Annotated in this window: 4 protein-coding genes; 1 reads left to right on the top strand and 3 read right to left on the bottom strand. The window is 71.1% G+C overall.

All coding sequences use genetic code 11. The features are described 5' to 3' along the window. The coding region (locus tag VF825_RS13310) for a zinc-binding dehydrogenase (protein WP_331114062.1) at window positions 1-430 on the top strand (430 nt) is incomplete at its 5' end. A 46-nt stretch (window positions 431-476) separates the two neighbouring features. Here the strand turns inward: VF825_RS13310 and speB are convergent. The 3 genes from speB to VF825_RS13295 are packed head-to-tail and all read right to left on the bottom strand — an operon-like array spanning window position 477 to window position 4,441. Next, on the bottom strand, window positions 477-1,475 hold the full coding sequence (gene speB, locus VF825_RS13305) for an agmatinase (protein ID WP_331114059.1): 999 nt from the start codon (window positions 1,473-1,475) through the stop codon (window positions 477-479). 36 nt (window positions 1,476-1,511) lie between these two features. Then, window positions 1,512-2,894, bottom strand: a complete 1,383-nt coding sequence (locus tag VF825_RS13300) for an amidase (RefSeq protein ID WP_331114057.1) — start codon at window positions 2,892-2,894, stop codon at window positions 1,512-1,514. Window positions 2,895-2,947: 53 nt separating this feature from the next. Beyond that, on the bottom strand, window positions 2,948-4,441 hold the full coding sequence (locus tag VF825_RS13295; protein ID WP_331114055.1) for a purine-cytosine permease family protein: 1,494 nt from the start codon (window positions 4,439-4,441) through the stop codon (window positions 2,948-2,950). Between the last annotated feature and the right edge of the window lie 49 nt (window positions 4,442-4,490).

Here is a 4,490-nt window from a genome sequence, read left to right as displayed (position 1 = left end):
GATCGCCCGCGGTGCCGAGAAGGGCGACTTCGCGAAACAGCTCGGGGCGCACCACTACCTGGACAGCACCGCTGTCGACGTCGCCGAGGAGCTCACCAAGCTGGGTGGCGCGGCGACCGTGCTGTCGACGATCACCAACGCCGACGCCACCACGGCCCCCCTGGGTGGTCTTCGGCACCGCGGCCAGCTCGTCATCGTCGGCGTCCCGGAGGACCCGCTGAACGTGCCCGCCGTGGACCTCATCATGAAGAGCAGCTCCGTTGCCGGGCACGCCTCAGGAACGGCGAAGGACAGCGAGGACACCCTGCGCTTCGCCGCGCTGACCGGAGTCCGCCCGATGGTCGAGACGGCGCCACTGACGGACGCCGCCTCCGCGTTCGAGAAGATGATGGAGGGCAAGGCGCGGTTCCGGATGGTCCTCACCACCTGAACCAGGGGAAGCGGCCCGTCACGACCTCGTGGCGGGCCGCCCCGCCTCAGCCGCCGAGCCCGGTTGTCGACGCGGTCACGTGCGGACGCCGGCCTGCCTCACCGCCGGGAGCCATGGCGCTGATCAGCTCGTATGCCGCGTGGGAGGCCGCGATGCCGGTCACCTCCGCGTGGTCGTAGGCGGGCGCCACCTCGACGATGTCGGCCCCGACCAGGTTGAGCGTGCTGAACGAGCGCAGGATGTTCAGCAGCTCGCGACTGGTCAGGCCGCCCGCCTCCGGCGTGCCGGTTCCTGGCGCGAATGCCGGGTCGAGCACGTCGATGTCGAGGGAGACGTATGTCGGTCGGTCACCGACCCGGGCCCGGACCCGCTCGACCACGCCACGCCACCCCAGGTCATCCATCTCGTGGGAGCCGACGACCTGGAAGCCGAGCGCCTGGTCGTCGGCCAGGTCCGACGGGCCGTAGAGGGGGCCGCGGATGCCGACGTGGATGCTGCCGGTCTGGTCGATGAGCCCTTCCTCACTGGCCCGGCGAAAGGGCGTGCCGTGCGTGACGGGGGCACCGAAGTAGGTGTCCCAGGTGTCCAGGTGGGCGTCGAAGTGCACGACAGCGACCGGACCGTGGATCTCGCGCATGACCCGCAGCAGGGGCAGCGCGATGGTGTGGTCGCCGCCGATGGTCAACAGGCGCGTGCTGTGCTCCAGCACCGCCCGCGCACCCAGGTCGACCTGCTGGACCGCCTCGTCGATGGAGAACGGGTTGCAGGCGATGTCCCCGGCGTCGGCCACCTGCTGCACGCCGAACGGCTCGACGTCGAGCACGGGGTTGTAGTTGCGCAGCAGCTTGGAGGACGCGCGCACGTGCGCCGGGCCGAACCGGGCACCCGGGCGGTAGCTGACGCCGCTGTCGAAGGGGACTCCGACCACGGCCACGTCGGCGCGGCCCACCTCGTCGAGCCGGGGAAGACGGGCAAAGGTCGCCGGTCCGCCGAACCGGGGCACCGCGGTGGCGTCCACCGGGCCCCGAGGGGTAGAGGAGGTCATGTCCACCACACTCTCACCTTCCTGCGGTCGCGACGGTCATGCCCGGTCGGGCGAAGACGCCTCGGTGGGAGTGGGCCACCGGTGGCCCCAGGGGGCGAGCCGCTCCCAGGCGGCGGCCACCTGCAGCACCCGCGCATCGGCCCAACGCGGACCCATCACCTGCATGCCAACCGGCAGCCCCGAGGGCTCCCAGCCCGTGGGGACGGCACACGCCGGGCCGCCGGTGAGGTTGGCGGGTAGCGCCAGCGCACACCAGTCGTCGAAGAAGGGGTCAACCGGGACCCCGTCGATCGCCGCCGGCGAGGTCACGTCGGTGCCGAAGGCGGGAAGGGGCATGGACGGTGTCAGCAGGACGTCGTGGTCCTCGAAGAAGCGCTCCCAGTGCTGGCGGTAGCCGCGCCGCCGCTCCAGGGCGTCGAGGTAGTCACGGGCGCTGGCCGCCCGCCCGGCCTCGATGATCTCGCGGGTGCCCGCGGAGATCAGGTCGCCGGCTTCCTCCAGGAGCGGTCCCTCGGAGGCGAAGCCCTCGGGCAGTGCCAGGTCGTTCCACAGCTGCGTCGGGTACGGGGCGTCCGGGCGGGCCTCGGTCACCCGGGCTCCGTCGTCCACCAGCCGGCCCACCGCGTCCCGGAAGGCGGCCCGGACCGACCGCTCGACCGGGGCCCACCCCAGGTCCTCCGACACGGCGACCCGCAGCGTCGACCAGTCCACCGGCCGTGTCACGGCACCCAGCAGGTCGCCCACGTCCACCGGCCAGGTCAGGTCGTCCGCCGGCGCGGGTCCGGCCATCACGTGCAGCGCCAGCGCCGCGTCCCGCACCGAGCGGGTGAGCGGGCCGTCCACCGACAGGCTCGGCCAGCCGCGGAAGCCCGGCAGCTTGGGCACCAGCCCGAAGGTGGGCTTGTGCCCGACCACCCCACAGAAGGCCGCGGGGATGCGGATCGACCCACCGCCGTCGGTGCCGATCGCGATGGGCGTCGCCCCGTACGCCACCGAGGCCCCGGCGCCGCCGCTGGAGCCGCCCGGGGTGGCGTGCGTCGCCCAGGGGTTGCGGGTGAGGCCGAAGACCTCGTTGTCGGTGAACCCGCGGTAGCAGAACTCCGGGTTGTTGGTCTTGCCCACCACCACCGCGCCGGCGGCCTTGAGCCGGGCGACGGGGACGGCGTCCACGTCGGGGACGAAGTCGCGCAGGGTCCCCGAGCCGTTCGTCGCCGGCGCCCCGGCCAGCCAGATGTGGTCCTTCACCGAGATCGGGACCCCCAGCAGCAGCTGCTCGCCGGCACCGGCGGCGTGGAGGGCGTCGGCCTCACGCGCCCGGGCGCGTGCCTGGTCCGCCAGGACGACGGTGAAGGCGTTGACCACCCCCTCGAACCGGGCGATGCGCTCCAGCGAGCGCTCGACCAGCTCTTGTGAGGTCACCTCGCCGCGACGGAGCGACTCCGCGGCTGCCCACGCGTCCACGGCACCGCCGCTCACCCGGGGTGCGGGCCGTGGCCAGGCTCGGGCCGCATGTGGTGGACCGCCTCGTACTCCAGCTCCTCGCGCTCCTTGGTCGCCACGGCGACCTCGGCCTCGATGTCCAGGTTGCGGCAGAACAGCCAGTACAGCACCGCGGAGACCGGCAGGCCGACGAAGAGCGAGAAGTCCGCCCCCTTGGCGGCCTCGGCCACCGGTCCGGTGTAGAGGCCGGTGCTGAAGAACGGGACCATGGCCGCGAAGCCGATCAGGTAGGCAGCGATGCCACGCCAGCCCCATCGACCGTACATGCCGGTGGGGTTGAAGATCTCCTCGATCGCGTAGTGGCCGTGCCGGACGATGAAGTAGTCGACCAGGTTGACCGCGGTCCAGGGGATGAACAGGTACAGCACCAGCAGCAGGAAGTTCTCGAAGTTGGTCTGGAACGACTTCGTGCTGGCGAGCGCGCCGACCAGGGAGATGGCCGCGGTCAGGGAGATGGTGACGATCCGGGCGCCCAGCGTGGGCCGGATCCGCTTGAACGAGTCGGAGGCACTGATCAGGGTGAGCGAACCGCCATACATGTTCAGGGCCGTGACCGAGATGAGGCCCAGGGCCGAGAAGACCAGGATGACCGCACCGAAGCCGTCGAAGACCTGGTTGCCGGCGGACTCCAGGGACGGGATGGCGTCGAACGCCTTGCCCGCCCACGCTGCCAGGGCGGCGCCCAGGCTCATGATCCAGATCGCGCCGAGGCCGGAGCCGCCGTAGGTCCACCAGAAGGTCTTGCTGACGGTGACGTCCGGCGGCAGGTAGCGCGAGTAGTCCGAGACGTAGATCGCCCAGCTGATCTGGTAGCCCGCCACGACGGAGTACTGCAGCAGGAACGGCGCCAGGTCGAAGTGGCCGAGGTCGAACGACCCGGCCGGGAAGCCGAAGGTGAAGAAGGCGATGGTGAGGATCCCGAACAGGACCACGAAGCCGTAGGCCAGCCAACGCTCCATCTTGTGGATGAAGTCGTAGCCGGCGATGGCGGCGACCGCGGCGACGATGGTGGCGACGACGATCCACACCGACGTCCCGCCGTGGACCGTGGCGTGCGCCGAGTCCGCCGCGAGCAGGGTGTTGAAGACGTTGAACCCGGCGTACTGCAGGTAGGCGAAGAGCCAGACCAGGATGGCGCCCACGTAGCCGAACTGGGGGCGGGACTGGATCATCTGCGGCAGCCCCAGCTGTGGCCCCTGCGCGGAGTGGGCCGCCATGAAGAACGTGCCGGTCAGGACCCCGAGCACGATCGCGATGAGCGACCAGATGAGGTTGCCGCCGGTGGTCACGCCCAGGACGCCGACCGCGAGGGTGGCGATCTGGGCGTTGCTCATGAACCACAGGGGCCCCAGGTGCCACAGCTTGCCATGGCGTTCGTTGAGCGGGACGTAGTCGATCGACCGCACCTCGAAGGCGGGCCGGCGCTCCGCGGTTTCCGCAGCCCCGCTCGTGCTGTGTGATGCCATCGGTGGCCTCTTCTCAGCGCACGGTGATGTTCTCTTGTCGATACCCCTG

It is taken from the genome of Oryzihumus sp. (assembly GCF_036391795.1).
GTDB lineage: Bacteria > Actinomycetota > Actinomycetes > Actinomycetales > Dermatophilaceae > Oryzihumus.
Note: the sequence above shows the minus strand (reverse complement) of the source record. Positions and strands in the feature narration are given on the sequence as shown.

Excerpts from the sequence above, each read along its gene's own strand:
- VF825_RS13295 (WP_331114055.1), bottom strand. The coding sequence starts at position 4,441 with ATGGCATCACACAGCACGAGCGGGGCTGCGGAAACCGCGGAGCGCCGG.
- speB (WP_331114059.1), bottom strand. The coding sequence starts at position 1,475 with ATGACCTCCTCTACCCCTCGGGGCCCGGTGGACGCCACCGCGGTGCCC.